This window comes from Barnesiella intestinihominis YIT 11860 (assembly GCF_000296465.1).
GTDB classification, from domain to species: Bacteria; Bacteroidota; Bacteroidia; order Bacteroidales; family Barnesiellaceae; genus Barnesiella; species Barnesiella intestinihominis.
The window spans coordinates 69,356-86,860 of sequence record NZ_JH815203.1; the positions used below are offsets into that span (position 1 = coordinate 69,356).

The window sequence follows — 17,505 nt, forward strand, 5'->3', positions numbered from 1 at the left end:
TTCACAAGTTTATTTATTTTCTTCAATTTTGGGTAACTTACGTTCCGGCATTAATCTTTCTTGTAAAGTCTGGAATACGATAAACAACACAGGAACAATAAACAATAAAGCTATCGTACCGATTAACATACCACCGACAGTTCCTACACCGATAGAAATATTCCCGTTAGCTCCTACACCCGACGAAAACATCATAGGTAACATACCGAATATCATGGTAAGCGAAGTCATAAGGATCGGACGTAACCGAACCTGAGCTGCCGAGATTGCCGCTTGGGTAATTGTCATACCATGCCGACGACGTTCCGAAGCATATTCTGTCAACAAAATCGCCGTTTTCGCCAACAATCCTATCAACATGATTAGTCCGGTTTGCAAGTAGATGTTATTTTCCAAGCCAAACATTTTAGCAAACAAGAAACTTCCGGCCAAACCAAAAGGAACGGAAAGAATTACCGCGATGGGAATGAAAAGACTTTCATATAAAGCACACAAAATCAAATAGATAAATACAACACATATCACAAATACCAACGTAGTGGTACTACCCGACGATGCCTCTTCCCTAGACATTCCTCCGAACTCGAATCCGTAGCCTTCGGGAAGTGTCTCTTCCGCGACCTCTCGAACTGCCTGAATAGCTTGTCCCGAGCTGTACCCTGCCGCAGGTGTGCCGTTAACACTAATAGCCGAAAAAAGATTAAAACGAGACAGCGTTTCAGCCCCATACACACGAGTCAGTGTCAAATATTGACTAACCGGGGACATTTCACCATCTGAATTACGGACAAACATATTATTTAATGCTTCCGTATCTAACCGAAATTCCGGTGAAGCCTGCACCATCACTCGATATAATTTCGAAAAACGGTTCATATTCGATGCATAGTTTCCTCCTATATATCCCGACAAAACATTCAGCACTTCCGACGGCGATACTCCGTTACGTTTGCATCGGGCAGCATCTACCTCGACCAAATATTGAGGGAACTTGGTATCGAACGAAGTCGTGGCACGCGCAATTTCGGGTCTGGCATTCAAAGCGTCGATCATCTGACGCGTATATTTCAACAAATCCTCAATCGTACCTCCCTTTTGATCCTGTACATAAATTTCAAATCCACTGCTCACGCCATAGCCGGGAATCATCGGTTGTGCAAAAGCCATAATCTGTGCCGAAGATATATCGTCTGTACGTTTATATATTTCATTGATAACGGCATTTATTTCATCTTCATCACCCGTCCGTTCGTCCCAGGGTTTCAAACGAATGATAAACATACCGTTCGATGCCCCTTGACCGCTAATCATACCATTACCTGTCACCTTAGAGAATATACGAACCTGAGGAATATCCTTGATACGCCTGTCGATTTCGTCCATTACAACCTTAGTTTGCTCCAAATTCGTTCCGGGAGAAGTACGTACATCTACAAAAATAGTTCCCATATCCTCCTGCGGCACAAGTCCGGTTTTCGTCGTTTTCATCAAAATAAACAATCCGGCGCCAGCAATTACCAACAATACACCAGCCAACCATTTATGTTTAAACATAAAAAACACGCCTGTTTTATATTTCATCACGATACGATGAAATGCCGTATCAAATGCCATATGGAAACGAGAAGAAAAACTCATTTTGCCTCCTTTCCCAATCACGTGAGGGGTCATAATCAAAGCGCACAATGCCGGACTTAAAGTCAACGCATTGACCATCGAAATCGCTACCGCCACTGCCATAGTGAGACCGAACTGCGTATAAAACGTTCCGGTCGTACCACCAATGAAACAAACAGGTATAAACACTGCCATGAAAACAAAAGTGGTCGTAATCAATGCAGACGTTATACCACCCATTGCATCGACGGTTGCCAAATAGGAAGATTTATATCCCTCATCGAATTTAGCCTGTACAGCCTCGACCACAACTATCGCATCGTCGACCACCGTCCCGATTACCAACACCAGTGCGAACAAAGTCAACATGTTCAGACTAAAACCAGCCGCATAAAGGAAAGCAAACGTACCTATCAGAGAGACAATGATAGAAATAGAAGGTATGAGCGTCGAACGCATACTTTGCAAAAATACATACACAACAAATATCACCAAAAGGATAGCTTCGACCAATGTTTTTATCACGTTCTTGATAGAAGCATCGAGAAAGTCTTTGGAACTCATCAAATCTACCAACTCCATACCCTTAGGCAAAGATTTTGAAATTTCGGCTACGACTTTGTCTACCTCCTCGATAATCTCATTCGCATTCGAACCGGAAGTTTGCGCAATCATGCAGTTAGAGCCGGGATGTCCATTCACCTCTCCAATATAAGTGTAAGTACGGGAACCCAGCTCTATCCGAGCAACATCTTTCAATCTTAACACTTCTCCACTGGCAAGAGACTTGATTACCAAATTTTCATAATCTTTCTCATCTTCATAACGCCCTCGGTATTTCAATACATATTGAAACGTATTTTCCGACTCCGCACCCAAAGTACCGGTAGGAGCCTCCAAATTTTGTTCATCGAGAACCGTCGTTATATCTGTCGGAACCAACCCGTATTTTGCCATCTTACCCGGATCGAGCCAAATACGCAATGAATAATCGGCTCCCATCACATTCACCTCGCCGACGCCAGCTATACGAGAAAGACGGGGCTCAATATTTATTTTCAAATAGTTGTTCAAGAAACTTTCATCGAATGAATTATCTGGACTATAAAGAGCCAATGCTTTAATATTGCTCGTCTGTCGTTTACGAACCGTAATTCCACTCCGCGTAACCTCGGCAGGCAAAAGCCCCTGGGCACTAGCTATACGATTTTGTACATTGACCATCGCCATATCGGGATCTGTACCCTGACGAAAATAGATTGTAATTCTCGCAGAGCCAGTATTCGTAGATGATGAAACCATGTACATCATATTCTCCACTCCGTTGAGAGCTTCTTCCAAAGGTACGACCACACTCTTTTGCACAGTTTCGGCATTAGCCCCCGTGTAACTGGCCGAAACACTAACCGTAGGAGGAGCTATCTCCGGGAATTGTTCTATGGGCAACTGGGAAAGACCTATCAATCCAATAATGAGTATCACGACGGATATAACGCCCGCCAATATGGGGCGATCTATAAATACTTTTATTTTCATGGCAACACGTTATTCTTGGGTCGTCTGACTTTCTATTATCGTTCCCTCTCGTACTAATCCGGCTCCTTCGGCAATAATGACATCTCCCGAATTAAGACCCGATTCTACGATATACTCTGTACCGTTATTCAATTTAAATACCTCGACCGGAGCAGATTTCGCCTTTCCTTCAACAACTTTGTAAACGAATACCCGATTTTGTAACTCATAAGTGGCCGTCTGAGGAATAACGATACAATTTTTTCTTACCGTAGGAATAAGAACCGTCCCGCTTCCACCGTTACGTAACAATCCGTCAGGATTCGAGAAAGAGGCTCGCAAACTGATTGCTCCGGTACTTTCATCGACGGTTCCACTAATGGCATCAATCTTACCCTGTTGTACATAAGCCTTACCATTGCTCAATGTAAGTTCTACGTCAGGCATTTGCGACATCGCCTTTTGCAGAGAACCATATTGTTGAAGCAAGTCGAGAATTTGATTCTCCGACATGGAAAAATAGGCATACACTTCTTGATCGTCAGACACCGATACCAAAGGTTCGGAAATAGTACTACTCACCAAAGCCCCCACCCGATAAGGAATCATACTAGCAACACCGTCTACCGGACTTTTAACCTCTGTATATGAAAGATCGTTACGAGCATTTGTTTCTTGTGCTTTCGCTTGGGCCAAAGCCGCTTCTGCTTCGGCTAATTCATTTTTTGCCGTTTGAAGATCAAATTCAGAAACGACCTGTTCTTTAAAAAGTTCGGCCTTGCTTTCAGCAGAAAGTCGAGCCGTAGCCAACTTGGCTTCGGCACTTTTCACATTAGCCACAGCAGTTTCAAGAGCTGCTTTATAAGGCACTTGATCTATGATAAAAAGTGTTTGTCCCTTATGAACGGCATCACCTTCGTTTATCTTTATTTCGGTAATAATTCCGCTTACTTGCGGACGTACTTCTACAAATTGGCGTCCACGCAGTGTCGCCGTATATCCCGACTTTAAAGTCCTATTTGTCGGTTCTACGGTAATTGTTTTGTACATTGCTGTGCCTTCTCTTCGTTGGGATTCTTTACATGCCGAGAGCATAGACAATACAGCCATAGCAATAATAAATTGTTTCATTTTTACTGTTTTATGTGATGATTATTTAATTTGCGATTAATCTTCGTTACCCCGAAAAGTAATTCTCAAATTTATAAATTATATTGCTACCAGATAAACATGTATTGATAAACGACTAAAAAGTGATGCCGAACAGCAAATGATGACAATTGACAAATTCACAAGAAAGCTCTACCTTTGTCATAAAAGAAATTTTTCAACGACTACTCTCCCTTCAATATAAACCGACACATAAATGAAAATATGAGGCAGACTCGTATCAGTACATACATAGATTTACTTTTTTGTTTGGTTATACTACCAGTGATTATCATGTTAGCTCCTGTGGAAAAATGGATCATACACCACACCTATTTCATGTTAACATTGATCGTTTACTTATATGCCCTTTATTTTACTTACCGCAAAGCCAACATACCCTCACTTTTTTTAAGACATAAATTCGGACAAGTTTTTTTTCTTATAGCGGCTCTATTGATAATCACATGGGGACTCAGCCAGATACCTATTCCAAAAGACAAGTTTTCCACTTCTTCTCTGGACTTGGGTATACGACAGCACATGCGAACACAAACCGTATGGTTTTTCTTTCTCATCGTCACCGGATTCAGTCTCGCCATAGAACTGACATTCGAACTATTTCGCCAAATTCTGTCCAAACAAGAAATCGAAGCAGAAAAGAATAAAGCGGAATTGGCTCTTTACAAGGCACAAATCAATCCTCATTTTCTATTCAATACACTCAATGCATTATATGGTTTGGTATTGACCAAATCCGATAAAACAGAATCGGCATTCATTCAATTCTCCAACATTCTCAAATATATGTATGCACAAACTACATCAGAAACCATTCCCGTTTGTAACGAGATAGATTATATTCGCCAATATGTCGATTTACAAGCTCTCAGACTAAATAAACATACCCACATTTCTTTCAAAACGCAAACCGACGATGACCAAGCTCCAATTCCTCCTATGATTCTTATTACATTCGTGGAAAACGCTTTTAAATACGGTACATCTTCCGATATAGATTGCACTGTACTCATCAGAATTATAGTGAAAAACGGACAACTCCTTTTCGAAACAGAAAATACGGTCATGAAAGAAAAAAAGGAAAAGACCCCTGCTATCGGCATCGAAAATTGCCGCAAGCGATTAGAATTGCTCTATCCGGGTCGCTTTAATTTAACGACTGTCCAAGAAAACCGACAATATAAAATCAGACTAACTATTCGACTACAATGAAAAAATTTTCTTGTATAGCTATTGACGACGAGCCCCTTGCTTTACTTGTCATCACTCAATTTTGTGAGCGGTTTGGAAATTTGGATCTTTCGACATTCAGCGAACCTCGTATTGGGTTGGAAGAGATCAAACGACACAAACCCGATTTGGTTTTCCTCGATATAGAAATGAATAGTATCAACGGACTGGATATCGCTCACGCTCTACCCAGAGAGTGTTGCTTTATATTCACCACTGCACATGCTCAATACGCACTCAACGGATTCGACCTCGATGCCGTAGATTTCCTACACAAACCGTTTGCTTACGAAAGATTTAAAAAAGCTGTCGAGAAAGCCATTCGCAGAATAGAGACAGAAAAAGTCCCCGAGAATATCGTTATCAAACAAGAATATGCTAACGTAACAATTCCCATTAATGACATTCTATATATCGAAGCGATGGAAAACTATACTAAAATTTTCCGGGAAAACGGAGGATACATACTGTCCCGAACGAACATGAAAACGATTCAAGAAATTTTGCCCGAAGAAAATTTTCTCCGCATTCACCGTTCATATATCGTACCTATCGAAAAAATCGAAATGTTTTCCAAGAAAAAAATAAAACTTATCGGGAAAGAAATATTTCTCCCCATAGGAAGACTTTACGCTAATCACATATATGACACACTTATCTCCCAAAATTCCGGGCATATTTTTCCAAACCCATAAGAATACAAGGTAAAATACGGAACGAGGAAACGGAAACTACTATGGAATAAGCGAATAAAATCTGATATGCACCTATTAAACGCTCATTATCTTTTTTATAACAAAAGCATACATTTTACAGGTATTTTATTTTTTGTATAGAATCATTATCTTTGTACGGAAACTAATTATTTATACCCAATGAAAAATACATGTGTTTTTCTCACTATTTGTGCTCTATTCGCAGGTTGTCAGTCAAACAAAAAACAATATTACGAAAAACATCTCGTTTTTCCCGAAGGCTCGACAATCGAACAAAAAGTCGAAATGGCAGCACACCTGACACCTACACCTCAACAACTAGCATGGCAACAGTTGGAACTGACCGCATTTCTACACTTCGGTATAAACACCTTGACCAATCGGGAATGGGGAGACGGGAAGGAAGATCCCAAACTTTTTAACCCCACTCAGTTAGATGCCGAACAATGGGTAAAAACGCTGAAAGATGCCGGATTTAAAATGGCGATTCTCACAGCCAAACATCACGACGGTTTTTGTTTATGGCCCACTGCTACAACCAGTCACTCGGTCGCTTCATCACCCTGGAAAGATGGAAAAGGCGATGTAGTCAAAGAGATGAAAGAGGCTTGCGACAAATATGGTCTCAAATTCGGTGTTTACCTATCTCCGTGGGACAGAAATGCATCTTGCTATGGAAACTCGCCCGAATACAATAAATTTTTCATCGAACAACTTACCGAGTTGCTCTCAAACTACGGAGAGATACACGAAGTTTGGTTCGACGGTGCTTGCGGTGAAGGTCCTAATGGTAAAAAACAAGAATATGACTGGGATCAGTTCTATAAAACCATACAAAAGTTACAACCCAACGCTGTCATGGCTATCATGGGAGACGACGTAAGATGGGTAGGAAACGAAAAAGGATATGGGCGGGAAACCGAATGGAGCGCAACGGCTCTTGTTCCCGGTATATATTCCCGTTCAGACAGTATTAACACCGTATTAGGTTTAAAAAACAAATCGGAAGACCTCGGCAGTCGAGCCCTTTTAGAACAAGCGACCGAATTATTTTGGTACCCGTCGGAAGTCGATGTATCGATTCGTCCGGGCTGGTTCTATCATCGGGAAGAAGACGATAAGGTAAAATCGCTTTCTACATTGGTGGACATCTATTTCAAATCGGTAGGATACAATTCTGTTTTACTGCTCAATATTCCTCCCGACACAAGGGGGTTGATTCATGAAAACGACGCCAAACGGCTGCAAGAACTGGCTCAATATATAAGCCATACATTTGCAACCGATTATGGAAAAACTTCTCACGAAAAAATTACCGGGAAAGAGGGCGATTCCTTCGAGATAAATATAACGGCTACGACTCCCGTGAATACACTCTTACTGCAAGAGGATATACAGAACGGACAACGAATTGAAGCATTTACCGTAGAGGCTTCGATAAACGGAGTATGGGAAAAAATCTCCGAAGGCACAACAATAGGATATAAACGACTGGTGAGATTCGACGATGTTATCGCCGACAAATTAAGAGTGACTATTAATCGGACAAGAGCCGATTTCTCCATATTACGAACCGGAATATTCTATGCAAACCCTATTATAGAAAAATCAGAAGAAGCACAAAATTCGGTTTTCACTCCCCAAGAGTGTCTTATCGGAGATAAAGAAGCAGTAGAAGCTATTGACAAAAAAATCGAGACTGCTATTTACAGCGACGGTCTTTCTCCTATCCTCATCGATCTCGGAAAAATACGAAGCATAAAAGGGTTCTGTTACACACCGGTACAAGAAGGGAATACCGATGGGACTATTTTCCACTATAATTTGTATCAAAGTAACGACGGAAAAGAATGGAAAGGCATTATACTTAACGGTGAATTCAGCAACATAAAGAACAATCCTATTCCTCAATTCGTCACATTCGGGAAAGTCTTGGAAACAAGATACTTGAAATTAGAACCCATCGAAGAGATAAACGGAAACCAAAAGACCTCTATCGCTGAGTTTAGTGTGGTAATACCGTAAAAACAACCGATCATATATAGAAAACCGCCCGATAATATAAAATCGGGCGGTTTTTATATTACATGAAAATACTCCAAAGCTCGTTTTATACCATCGTCGTCGACAGAAGTTGTCACATAATCGGCTACCTTTTTTAGCGAATTTCCGGCATTACCCATAGCGACACCAATACCCGCGACTTTCAACATATTGGTATCGTTTCCTCCATCGCCAAATGCCATTACTTCACTTATGGAAAAACCACAATATTTCGCAACCGATTTCACCCCCTTTCCTTTATCTACTCCCTTAGCGGTTACATCGGCAAAAGCAGGATACCACCGACTGGACTCACAAGAAGGTAAACAAGGCATAATCTCTGCCTCTTCCTCGGCTGTAATAATCGGTGTCATCTGTATAATGCGTTGTTGCAAAAGAGCACTCAAAGAGATATTACCGGAGATATTGTTCAAATCGAGCAACCGATGGAAAAATTCTTCGATTTCTCGAGTCGTGTTATAGACCAGAGCTGCCGATTCTCCCACCAATATACACGGGAATTTCCGCTCATCGGAAAATTTCATCATTGCACAAACATCTTCTTTGGGAATTGTATGGCAAGCGATTACCTTATCTCCGACCAATATATAAGCACCATTCGTAGTAATATATCCATCAATAAGGCTTTTGATATCATCGAGATTATTGATATAAGTCAAAGGTCGTCCCGTAGAGATAAAGATTTTCAATCCTTTCTTTTTAGCTTTCTCCAACGATTCTACCGTAGAACGAGGAATACGATGAGTATGAAAACTCACAAGCGTACCGTCAATATCGAAAAACAGGGCTTTAATCATTCTTTCTTTTTTATAATGCAAAGATAGTCGAAACAAATTTACATCATACCAACTTCCTACCATTTATCACCATGAAAAAATCCGCCTATTGGTTAGGCGGATTTTCCCAAAAACAACATCAAATAACTTATATAACGAAGTAATCACTCCTCACGGCTATAAATAGAATCTTTTATATCATTGATATCCACAAATTTATTCACTATGGCATAAATCGTCAATCCAGCCGGACTATGTATTTGCAATTTCCCTGCGATGTTTCTCCTATGGGTTATGACTGTATGGGCAGACAAACACAATTTTTCAGCGATCTGCTTATTGGTCATTCCTTTCACAACGCCTATAATAATCTCTTTTTCTCTCTCGGTGAGCGGTTCTTGTCGTTCTTCTTTTTCAGAAGAAGTCTGCACCATCGATTCAAACGTTTCCTTAATCTGCTCTGCCGAATCGTACACCGAGATGACTCCATCATACATTTTTAAAACCGAAGCATCTGCCAAAGAATGCTGTAAAGCAATGCATTTCAATGAGAGACCTTCAAGGCTCTTCTTAAATTGTATAATAGACGATATACCTGCCAATCCCGGATCTATAATCAATATATCTGGCCTACGCCACGACAATAATGCTGGGAGCTGCTGCATATCGGCAACTTCGGCCGCTTCGATATTGAGAGTCGACAGTTTTTTCAACACAGTCAATAATCCCTTACGGATAATCAATGAAGGTTCTGCTATGACGACTTTTAATACAGGCTTCATTTTTTTCTTTCTATATTATATTCCAGCGTTTGAATGACCGGAATAAAAAGATAATCCTCTATATAATTATGCGAAGCTAAATCTTGTTCGCATGTAAATATATCGAACAACACGCTATTCAGCTCATTACTACTCGATGCCGGATAATATTTTATCAATATATTTTTCAGTTCGGTCAATTTCGCTTCAACCTGATCGTGTCGTTTTCGAAATATCGCAATACTGTACATATCGGGCTTTACACCTGCCAATAAAGAGTTTACATAAGGAAAAACAGTACTCTCTTCATACCGCATGTGTTTCTGAACCTCGGCTACATACTCATCGAAAAACCGGAGAATTGCAATAGAAATATCTTTCTCTCCTCCATCTATCGCATTCAATAGATTACAACGAATAGCCGGTAATCTGAAATTCAGAAAATAGTCGTGAGAATTATGTAAATACTCCAATAAAGCCCCGGCAGATATAACATTTTTATAGTCATCGACATCACCCTCGTCTAACAATAAATTAACTACGGCCAAAAATGTTTCGGTATGTACGCCATTTTCCCGACAAACCTCCCCGATACTTTTATCGCCGAAACCCAACGCGATGCCGAAACGGCTCATGACTAACAACACAGGGTAATTGTCACAAACCAAATCGCTCATTCGGTTATTCTGATTATATGCTCCGAGTTTATACATCTTTTTTTCTTTTACTTTTTTGTATCATTGAAATACAAATATAACCAAAGGTGAGCGCAAAGGCAAACGGAAACCTCATTTCCGATTTGACTCTACCGAACCGCATCCTATATTCTACAAATATAGCGAAATATCATTGTTTCGACATGACAAAGGAACAGCATTCCCAAGAGTTATACAATCCCCTTTTTAAGTGAAATAAGTGCTTTGCCATACCTAATTGTTGTTACTGTATATCATTATGCCATAAATATAAACATTTAGCCCCCTAAATTTGTCCACCCAAATAAAATCGAACTATGGTAAAAATTCTTTTAGACAACGGGCACGGATACGACACACCAGGAAAGAGGTCTCCTATATGGCCCGACGGTAGTCAACTATTCGAATGGGAGTTTAACCGCGACATCGTATCCCGAATAGAAATTCTATTGAAAAAGGCCGGTATCTCTTGTGTCCGATTAGTACCCGAAAAAGAAGATATTTCTTTATCGGAACGCTGCAAACGGGCCAATACGATCGCCAAACAAAGTGATTGTTTACTTATCTCTATCCATGCGAATGCCGGTGGAGGAAGCGGTGGAGAAGTGTTTACCTATTCAGGTAGTCACAAAAGCAAATCATACGCCGAAATATTTCGAGACCTCTGGAAAAATCATTTTCCCGAACTTCGTTTTCGAGGTTGTAAAGAAGAGAATTTCTGTATATTAAGAGAATCTGTTTGCCCCGCGCTTCTCACCGAAAACCTTTTTATGGATAACTACGAAGATTGCAAAATACTTCTATCGGAATGCGGACGAGAAAAAATAGCCCGTTGGCACGCAGAATCTATTCAAACAATTTTGAGGCGATTTTATCAACTCGGGTAAACTTTTTATTGCTTCGACATGTTATAGGGAAAAACCAATATATAACGATATGAAAAAATTTGTTTTTACATTATTCGCCGTGGCAGCTCTTATCGCTTGCCAGTCAAACAATAAACAAAATCAGATGACCGGCGAAGGCGAAGCCGTAGAAATCGTAGGAACCGACTCGACCGGGCTGGTAGATGTATTCGCTTATGAAGGTACAGTACCGACAGCTTCCGGGAAAAAAGACAGTATGGACTACTTGGTAATCATTACCCAAAAGATAGACAGTGTCAATGGCGTATACCAAATGACAACAACCTATATAACAGCCGATGGGAAAAGCGGAAAAAAAATAAACAGTAAAGGGAAAAAGCTATCACATAAAGGGACTAAAAAAGATAAAGCAGCCAAAGTTTACAAGCTAGTCCCCGACAGCGGATCGAATCAAACCGTCAATTTGTGGGTAGAAAGCGATACAACGGTCGTTATTCTTGACGACCAAATGAATACCCCAGCTAAACCAGAGCATTACAGATTAAAAACCGTTAAGAATAAAAAGTAAAATACGATGTTTTAGGCTTATAGAGAAGAAGGAATGAAGTTTATTATTTGTAAAACTTTATTCCTTCTTCTCTATAAATCAAAAAACTGAATCACCGCTAAATCTTTGTCTAACCACTTCATACATCATGACGCCCGCTGCCACAGAAACATTGAGCGAACCGATGTTCCCAACCTGAGGGATAGCCACCATCTCGTCGCACAAACGTAAATTATCGGCATCGACCCCTGTATCCTCAGCACCCATAACCACTGCTACGGGAACCGTATAATCCACCCGTGTGTAATTCGTAACAGCCTTCTCAGAAGCAGCGACCACTTTAATCCCGCTATCTTTCAAATAACGAATAGCACTATGTATCGAGCGCTCCCGACAAACAGGGATATGCAACAAAGCTCCCGCCGAAGTTTTTACCGCATCGGCATTCACACTGACACTTCCCCGTTCGGGTAACACAATGGCATCTACGCCTGTACATTCACACGTTCGAGCAATCGCTCCAAAATTACGTACATCGGTAATTCCATCGAGAAGAACAATGAATGGAACCTTCCCCTCCTCGAACAAAGAAGGGATTATATCTCCCAACCGCTGATACGACACCGCCGAGATAAAAGCGATCACTCCTTGATGATTTTTGCGGGTAATCCGGTTCAATCGTTCGATCGGTACACGCTGAACGAAAAATCCACGACCTTTTATCAAATCGAAAAGTTCTTTCGCCAAATCGCCTTGAAGGTCTTTCTTTATCAGAATCTTATCTATTTCCTTTCCGGCTTCCACTGCTTCTATTACAGCTCGGATGCCAAAAATCATTTCATTTTTTTCCATCTTTCAAGTCATTACGTTTCAATAATTCACGAGCATTATCCAAAGCCGCAGCTGTCAAAGAGGAACCACTCAGCATACGAGCAATTTCCTCGATCCTCTCTTTTTCCGATAACTTAATCAAATGAGTGGCTGTCGATGTTTCCGTATCACTTTTATAAACCCGATAATGCGTTTGTCCCAGAGAAGCGACCTGCGGCAGATGAGTGATACTGATCACCTGCATGCACTCGGCCATCTCCCTCATAATTCCGGCCATCTTATCGGCAATCTCTCCCGACACACCCGTATCGACCTCGTCAAAAACAATCGAGGGTAATGCCATAGCATGAGCAATGAGAGCTTTCAACGAAAGCATCAATCTCGATATTTCTCCACCAGAAGCGACCTCGGATACCGATTGTAACGGTTGATTTTTATTGGCAGAAAACAAAAAACGAATAATATCACCTCCATTTTCGTCATATTGCTGACGAGGAGAAATTTCTATTTCGAACCGCAGATTCGGCATCCCCAAAGGTTTCACCCTTTCAGTCAACGTTCGGGATATTTGATCGGCAGCTTTTCTCCGTTCCGACGAAAGTTTGCCGACAAGCTCACTCACCCTTCTCTCCTGCACCTCGATTTTTCTCCTTAGCTCCGACAGTTCCTCATCGTAATTTTCGATACGGGTCAACTTATCGGCAAAAGAATCTCTTAGAGCCAACAATTCAACGGTCGTACTCACCCTATGCTTCTGCTGCAAAGAGTAGTAAATATCCAGACGATTTTCAACCCAAGACAATCGGTCGGGATCTACACTCAGGCTATCTTGGGAATGATCGACCGACGAAGCTATATCTTTCAAATCGATATAATCCGATTCAATCCGTCCCACCAACTCATCGATTTCGGGGTATAACCGGGAGAGAGATTTCATTTTGGACAATGCTGCATTCAGGAGAGGAACAACACCAGTCTCTTCTCCATGCAAATATCCCTGAATAGCCGCCAACTCGCCCTTTATTTCCTCGGCATGTTGCAACGTTTGCTGCTCTACCTCCAATTCTTCTTGCTCTCCTTCTTTCAATTGTGCCTCCTCTAACTGGGACAACTGATACCGCAAGTAATCTTCTTCTTCCCTACCTAATCGATTTTCATTTTGCAATCGAGCATATTCTCTCAATAATTCACGCCACAAACGATACTCCCGTTGATAATCGGACAATAAACTAAAATTTCCGGCCATCGTATCGACGACACGTAACTGAAAATGAGAATCGGCCAACAAAAGATTCTGATGCTGAGAATGTATATCGATAAGCTGTTCTCCTAATGATTTCAACTGAGTCACAGAAACCGGCGTATCATTGATAAAAGCCCTCGACTTGCCCGACGGAAGAATCTCTCTTCTCAAAATACACTCCTTAGCATCATAGTCCAGTTCGTTCTCTTCAAAAAAAGATTGCAGATGATACGACGATATATCGAAAAGACCTTCTATTACCGACTTTTCATCGGTACGTTTCAATGATTTCAAATCGGCACGCTGCCCCAATATCAACGACAATGCACCTAATATGATAGATTTACCGGCCCCCGTTTCACCTGTTATCACCGAAAAACCCGAGTTAAATTCAATATTGAGTTCATCGATAAGCGTATAATTGCGAATACTCAATTTCTTGATCATAGTAACTACACTTTATCTTTCTGTCTGACGTATTTTCTCGAGTATCGTATTCTCGGTAGGATAGATACCGCTCAACGTTTCATATACCGATTCTTTTTCCGAAACCGGAGCTTTTGAATACACATTTACCAATTCATCGAGTTTCGCATCTTTAAATAAAGGAATGAGTACCGACATCGGTGCAGCTTCGTATACTTTCTGTAATTGCTGTATAGCATCGGTTATTTTTGCCCGTCCTTTATCTACACTCAAAGCCATTTCGTCCAAACCGCCTCGATGATAGTCATACCATAACTGTCGAAATCCGGCAGTGCTCTGCTCGATAAACGCCGATAATAAAGCATGACGATTACGGGTATCTTCGAAAGCCTTCCACCCGGCTTCCATAGAAGATTGTCCCAGATTCACCACTTGATGCGCCAATTCGTAGAATGGAGTTCCCCCCATAGGCGAGAAACTGTCGAAATCGACTCCGAGAATCATGTAAACATAGAAATTGATAACAGCCGTGAGATTACTCTCTATACTTGTCTCGGAAAATACAAGCGGTTCGTATTGCTGATAATTGAACTCTACTTTGGTATCTTTGAAATTGATGAGTGTCGTCGTATAGGAACTGTTATATACCGGACGCCGCGATTGCACTTGCAACTCGCAGACAAACCGATTATCGGTATATTCCTTAACGGTAAAAAGCATGGAGCAATCTATCCGTTCGACCGGCGAAATTTGGGCCGTAGACCATTTTCTATCGTTAATATACTCGGTTATAGCTTCCTTTAAAGTCGTAAACACCTCTTTATTCGTGCCCTGTATCTGGTCACTATTCACCTCTACACGACAATTTAACTCCTGTGCAACTGACAGGTAAGGAAGGAGGAGAAGTAAAAAATACAAGACATTTCTTTTCATATCATCTCTCTTATTCAAGACACTCAAATGGAGGAGTTTCTACCGTTTAAGATTCAACGATCCTCCGACACATAACGGCCGATAATATCGACAATATCGGCAGCAACCTCGATCTTGGGCTTACACGGAATCTCCATCGGTTCTCCCTGCTTACCGATAACAGTTACTTTATTCGTATCACACTGAAATCCCGCACCCGCATCCCGCAATGAATTCAAAACGATAAAATCAAGATTCTTTTTCTCCATCTTCAAACGGGCATTCATTTCCTCGTCATTGGTTTCGAGAGCAAAACCCACCAAACACTGTCCGGGTCTTTTTCTTCGTCCCAACTCTGCCGCTATATCGGGATTCGGTCGAAGCCGAAGAATCCGGTCTTCCCCTGTTCGTTTCAATTTCACATCGCTTACCGTTTCGGGAGCATAATCGGCGACGGCCGCACACATAATCGCTATATCCGACCGGTCGTACTCGGATAGCACAGCCCTATACATTTCTTCGGCAGACTCGACATCGATACGGTCGATCGATGAATGATTCGTTTTCAGACTCACCGGGCCAGCAACCAACATAACTTCGGCTCCCGCCTCGGCACAGGCTTCTGCAAGGGCAAATCCCATTTTCCCAGACGAGTAGTTACCGATAAAACGCACCGGATCGATTTTCTCGTAAGTAGGTCCCGCTGTAATCAAGACTTTTTTCCCGGAAAGCGGCTTAGAAGTTTCAAAAAAACGATCGAGTATTTCGACTATCTTCTCGGGTTCTTCCATACGTCCTTTGCCGGTAAGATGACTGGCTAACTCACCGGTAGCCGGTTCTATGATATGATTTCCATATGACCTCAACATATCCAAATTACGTTGTGTCGAAGCATGGGCATACATATCCAAATCCATTGCCGGAGCCACAAAAACAGGAGCTTTACAAGACAGATAAGTCGTAACAAGCATATTATCGGCTATCCCGTTGGCCATCTTACCGATTGTCGCAGCCGTGGCCGGTGCAATGAGCAAAGCATCTGCCCAAAGCCCCAAATCGACGTGGCTATGCCATTCGCCGGTATTGGCCGTAAAAAACTCACTAACCACAGGCTTGCCGCTCAGCGAAGACAAGGTAACCGGCGTAATGAATTCTTTCCCCGAGGGAGTCATTACCACTTGTACTTCGGCTCCCCGCTTTATCAGCAGACGCAGTAAATAGGCTGCTTTATACGCGGCTATACTACCCGTAATACCCAATATGATATGTTTTCCTTTCAACATCGTTGAAGCTCTATTTTTTACGCAATTTAGAAACGCCGGCGTGCGCGAGTATATATTTCAGTTATGACGTTTTTCGTATTCAACGGGAAATCACCCTGCATCATCCAACTGTAATAACTCGGTTCTAATTGGAAAACTTCCTCGACGGAACGCCCTTTGTATTTCCCGAAATTAAATACAGCCACATCGTACTCATTAAGAATAATACGCCCTGCGAAATCTACATTTCTATTTTGAGTCGAAAACGATACCCACGAGTCTATATCGTTCGTGAGATACTTTCCTTCATACTCTTCTTTCATCTCCTCCGTATAACGGTCGAGCTGAGCCTTAAACACCTCATAAGTCGCCCGCGTATCGGCCAAAGCCGAATGGGCATCGACCAACGGCGCTCCACAATAGAATTTGTAAGCGGCTTTTAACGTGCGAGGCTCCATGATATGATAGATAGTTTGTACATCGACAAACTTCCTTTTCGATATATCGAGATTGACCCCGGCTCTCAACAACTCTTCTATAAGTAGAGGAACATCAAAACGATTGGAGTTAAATCCGGCAATATCGGCTCCCTCGAACACCTTCGCAATATTCCGCGCCACATCTTTGAACAACGGCTTATCGGCCACCATTTCGTCCGTAATATGGTGAACGGCCGTCGAAGCCGGAGGAATGGGCATTCCCGGATTGATATAAATATCTTTTTCTTCTGTTTTTCCGTTCGGAAACACCTTTACATAAGCCAACTCTATAATTCGGTCGGTCGTTATATTCGTTCCGGTCGTTTCCAAGTCGAAAAAGACAAGCGGATTCTTTAAGTTCAAATTCATCTTCTGTTATTCAATCGCTTAGGCTT

15 protein-coding genes are annotated in these 17,505 nt (G+C 41.6%); 5 read left to right on the forward strand and 10 right to left on the reverse strand.

Features of this window, described 5'->3' with window-relative positions:
- Positions 1-9: 9 nt before the first annotated feature.
- On the reverse strand, positions 10-3,153 hold the full coding sequence (locus HMPREF9448_RS00255) for an efflux RND transporter permease subunit (protein ID WP_008860687.1): 3,144 nt from the start codon (positions 3,151-3,153) through the stop codon (positions 10-12).
- Positions 3,154-3,162: 9 nt separating this feature from the next.
- Positions 3,163-4,263 carry an efflux RND transporter periplasmic adaptor subunit gene (locus HMPREF9448_RS00260; RefSeq protein WP_008860688.1) on the reverse strand — a complete coding sequence of 367 codons (1,101 nt, stop codon included), beginning with the start codon at positions 4,261-4,263 and terminating at the stop codon, positions 3,163-3,165.
- A 243-nt stretch (positions 4,264-4,506) separates the two neighbouring features.
- Between HMPREF9448_RS00260 and HMPREF9448_RS00265 the strand changes: the two genes are divergently transcribed.
- The 3 genes from HMPREF9448_RS00265 to HMPREF9448_RS00275 all read left to right on the forward strand — a co-directional run bounded on the left by HMPREF9448_RS00265 (position 4,507) and on the right by HMPREF9448_RS00275 (position 8,273).
- Positions 4,507-5,514, forward strand: coding sequence for a sensor histidine kinase (locus tag HMPREF9448_RS00265; RefSeq protein ID WP_008860689.1), 1,008 nt, complete (start codon positions 4,507-4,509; stop codon positions 5,512-5,514).
- Positions 5,511-6,227, forward strand: coding sequence for a LytR/AlgR family response regulator transcription factor (locus tag HMPREF9448_RS00270; RefSeq protein ID WP_008860690.1), 717 nt, complete (start codon positions 5,511-5,513; stop codon positions 6,225-6,227). Before HMPREF9448_RS00265 ends, HMPREF9448_RS00270 begins: the two co-directional genes overlap by 4 nt.
- A 180-nt stretch (positions 6,228-6,407) precedes the next feature.
- Positions 6,408-8,273, forward strand: a complete 1,866-nt coding sequence (locus HMPREF9448_RS00275; RefSeq protein ID WP_008860691.1) for an alpha-L-fucosidase — start codon at positions 6,408-6,410, stop codon at positions 8,271-8,273.
- Between the two features lie 53 nt (positions 8,274-8,326).
- Here HMPREF9448_RS00275 and HMPREF9448_RS00280 read toward each other — a convergent pair whose 3' ends face one another.
- From HMPREF9448_RS00280 to HMPREF9448_RS00290, 3 genes are all read right to left on the reverse strand, one after another.
- Positions 8,327-9,109, reverse strand: coding sequence for a Cof-type HAD-IIB family hydrolase (locus tag HMPREF9448_RS00280; protein ID WP_008860692.1), 783 nt, complete (start codon positions 9,107-9,109; stop codon positions 8,327-8,329).
- 143 nt (positions 9,110-9,252) lie between these two features.
- A complete protein-coding gene (locus HMPREF9448_RS00285; protein ID WP_008860693.1) occupies positions 9,253-9,870 on the reverse strand; it encodes a response regulator transcription factor in 618 nt (205 codons plus the stop codon).
- On the reverse strand, positions 9,867-10,562 hold the full coding sequence (locus HMPREF9448_RS00290; RefSeq protein WP_008860694.1) for a hemerythrin domain-containing protein: 696 nt from the start codon (positions 10,560-10,562) through the stop codon (positions 9,867-9,869). The genes HMPREF9448_RS00285 and HMPREF9448_RS00290 overlap by 4 nt, the downstream gene beginning before the upstream one ends.
- 299 nt (positions 10,563-10,861) lie before the next feature.
- Here HMPREF9448_RS00290 and HMPREF9448_RS00295 point away from each other — a divergent pair, with 299 nt between their 5' ends.
- Positions 10,862-11,431, forward strand: coding sequence for an N-acetylmuramoyl-L-alanine amidase (locus HMPREF9448_RS00295; protein WP_008860695.1), 570 nt, complete (start codon positions 10,862-10,864; stop codon positions 11,429-11,431).
- Between the two features lie 49 nt (positions 11,432-11,480).
- Complete coding sequence (locus HMPREF9448_RS00300; RefSeq protein ID WP_008860696.1) at positions 11,481-11,978, forward strand: hypothetical protein; 498 nt, start codon at positions 11,481-11,483, stop codon at positions 11,976-11,978.
- A gap of 78 nt (positions 11,979-12,056) precedes the next feature.
- Here the strand turns inward: HMPREF9448_RS00300 and rlmB are convergent, their stop codons facing one another.
- The 5 genes from rlmB to HMPREF9448_RS00325 are packed head-to-tail and all read right to left on the reverse strand — an operon-like array spanning position 12,057 to position 17,479.
- Positions 12,057-12,809: a 23S rRNA (guanosine(2251)-2'-O)-methyltransferase RlmB gene (gene rlmB / locus HMPREF9448_RS00305; RefSeq protein WP_008860697.1), complete on the reverse strand. Its 753-nt coding sequence runs from the start codon at positions 12,807-12,809 to the stop codon at positions 12,057-12,059.
- Positions 12,796-14,478, reverse strand: a complete 1,683-nt coding sequence (recN, locus tag HMPREF9448_RS00310) for a DNA repair protein RecN (protein WP_008860698.1) — start codon at positions 14,476-14,478, stop codon at positions 12,796-12,798. The genes rlmB and recN overlap by 14 nt, the downstream gene beginning before the upstream one ends.
- Before the next feature lie 12 nt (positions 14,479-14,490).
- Positions 14,491-15,390: a type IX secretion system protein PorD gene (gene porD, locus HMPREF9448_RS00315; protein WP_008860699.1), complete on the reverse strand. Its 900-nt coding sequence runs from the start codon at positions 15,388-15,390 to the stop codon at positions 14,491-14,493.
- A gap of 53 nt (positions 15,391-15,443) precedes the next feature.
- On the reverse strand, positions 15,444-16,652 hold the full coding sequence (gene coaBC, locus HMPREF9448_RS00320) for a bifunctional phosphopantothenoylcysteine decarboxylase/phosphopantothenate--cysteine ligase CoaBC (protein ID WP_008860700.1): 1,209 nt from the start codon (positions 16,650-16,652) through the stop codon (positions 15,444-15,446).
- Between the two features lie 26 nt (positions 16,653-16,678).
- Positions 16,679-17,479, reverse strand: coding sequence for a 3'-5' exonuclease (locus tag HMPREF9448_RS00325; RefSeq protein ID WP_008860701.1), 801 nt, complete (start codon positions 17,477-17,479; stop codon positions 16,679-16,681).
- Between the last annotated feature and the right edge of the window lie 26 nt (positions 17,480-17,505).